The 2,151-nt window shown below is 66.7% G+C and carries 2 protein-coding genes; one reads left to right on the top strand and one right to left on the bottom strand.

Features of this window, described 5'->3' with window-relative positions; all coding sequences use genetic code 11:
- On the bottom strand, positions 1 to 691 hold a 691-nt coding region (locus MOV74_RS36680), incomplete at its 3' end, for a tRNA-dihydrouridine synthase (RefSeq protein WP_246932210.1).
- A gap of 281 nt (positions 692 to 972) precedes the next feature.
- On the opposite strand from MOV74_RS36680, the gene MOV74_RS36675 reads away from it, so the two are divergent.
- Positions 973 to 2,151, top strand: a 1,179-nt coding sequence (locus MOV74_RS36675) for a bifunctional 2-C-methyl-D-erythritol 4-phosphate cytidylyltransferase/2-C-methyl-D-erythritol 2,4-cyclodiphosphate synthase (protein WP_246932208.1), incomplete at its 3' end; no start/stop codon positions are given.

Here is a 2,151-nt window from a genome sequence, read left to right as displayed (position 1 = left end):
AGGGCTGGCCCTGCGCGCCGCGGCCGATCATCACGGCATCGGCGCCGGAGGCCTCGAGGGCGGCGAGCGCCTTCTCGTAGGAGGTGATGTCCCCGTTGACGACGAGCGGAATGGCGATGGCCTCGCGCACGGCGCGGATCGCATCCCAATCGGCCTCACCCTTGTAGAACTGGCTGCGGGTGCGGCCATGCACCGTGACGAGCTTGATTCCGGAGGCTTCCGCGCGCTTCGCCAGCTCCGGCGCGTTGCGCGTGCGATCGTCCCAGCCGAGCCGCATCTTCAGCGTCACCGGAACCTTCACCGCCGCGATGGTCGCATCGATCAGGCTGACGGCATGGTCGAGGTCACGCATCAAGGCCGAGCCGGACTGGCCGCCGGTGACGTGGCGGGCCGGGCAGCCCATATTGATGTCGATGATATCGGCGCCTTCGGCTTCGGCGATCCGGGCGCCCTCTGCCATCCAATGCGTCTCGCAGCCGGCGAGCTGGACCACGTGCGGGCCGATCCCGGTGGCTTCGCAACGCAACCGGGACATCCGGTGGCCGTTGGCGAGCTCGTCGCTGGCGGTCATTTCGGACACGACGAGACCGGCCCCAAGCTCGGCGGCCAGCTTGCGGACGGGCGAGTCCGTCACCCCCGACATCGGCGCCAGGAAGACCGGAACGGCGACACCAATATCGCCTATTTTCAACGGCTTAGAGCCGGATACTGCCGAACCGGTCACAGGGGTCTCGTCGACTGGGCAGCGCCTCATCGCGCGTGCCATGACCTATCTTGCGCACAATTCTTGTGCAGTCAAGCGTCATGCCTACAGTTTAGACAATTCTGCAAATCTTTCAAGTGCAGTGCAGCAAAATGCTGTTTCCAACAATCCGGGGAAACCCCCTTTTTTTGCGGGCCTGCCGTGCTAGAGGCATTCGGCAATCACCCCACTCCCCGACTCTTCCATCACCAACTGAGTATTCGACTCCTATGGCGAAATCACAGCGCACCGCGGTCGTCCTCGTCGCAGCCGGGCGCGGGCTGCGAGCAGGCGCCGGCGGACCGAAGCAATATCGCGAGATCGGCGGCGTGCCCGTGATCTACCGCGCCATGGAAGCCTTCAGCCGCCACGCCGACGTGTTTGCGGTGCAGCCGGTGGTGAACCCCGACGACGGCGCCATATTCACGGCAGCGGTCGCAGGCCTCAGCCATGAGCCGCCGACGAATGGCGGCGCGACCCGGCAGGCCTCGGTGCTCGCCGGCTTGGAAGCGCTCGCCAAGCACAAGCCCGACATCGTCCTGATCCACGATGCGGCGCGGCCCTTCGTCTCGGACGGCGTGATCTCGCGCGCGATCGAGGCGGCCAGCCGCACTGGCGCGGCGATCCCCGTCATTCCCGTCACCGACACCATCAAGGTCACCGGCGCGGGCGGCGATGTCGAGGACACGCCGGACCGCGCGCGCCTCAGAATCGCGCAGACGCCGCAATCCTTTCGTTTCGACGTCATCCTCGAGGCGCATCGTCGCGCCGCAAAGGACGGTCGCAGCGATTTCACCGACGATGCCGCGATTGCCGAATGGGCGGGATTGACGGTTGCAACCTTTGAAGGCGATGTTGCCAACATGAAGCTCACCACTCCCGAGGATTTCGTGCGCGAGGAAGCGCGCCTGGCTGCCCAGCTCGGCGATATCAGGACCGGCACCGGCTACGACGTGCACGCCTTCGGCGAAGGTGACCATCTCATGCTCTGCGGCGTGCGGGTCCCGCACAGCAAGGGTTTCCTCGCCCACTCCGACGGCGATGTCGGCCTGCATGCGCTGGTCGACGCCATCCTCGGCGCGCTCGCCGACGGCGACATCGGCTCGCACTTTCCGCCGAGCGATGCGAAGTGGAAGGGCGCCTCCTCCGACCAGTTCCTGAAATACGCCATCGAGCGCGTCACGGCGCGCGGCGGCCGCATTGCCAATCTCGAGGTCACCATGATCTGCGAGCGGCCGAAGATCGGCCCCTTGCGCGACACCATGCGCGCACGCATCGCCGAGATTTCCGGCGTCGACATCTCCCGCGTCGCGGTGAAGGCGACCACCAGCGAGCGGCTCGGCTTCACGGGCCGCGAGGAAGGCATCGCGGCCACCGCGAGCGCCACCATCCGCCTGCCCTGGAGCGTG

The organism is Bradyrhizobium sp. SHOUNA76, assembly GCF_023006445.1.
Classification (GTDB): domain Bacteria; phylum Pseudomonadota; class Alphaproteobacteria; order Rhizobiales; family Xanthobacteraceae; genus Bradyrhizobium.
Note: the sequence above shows the minus strand (reverse complement) of the source record. Positions and strands in the feature narration are given on the sequence as shown.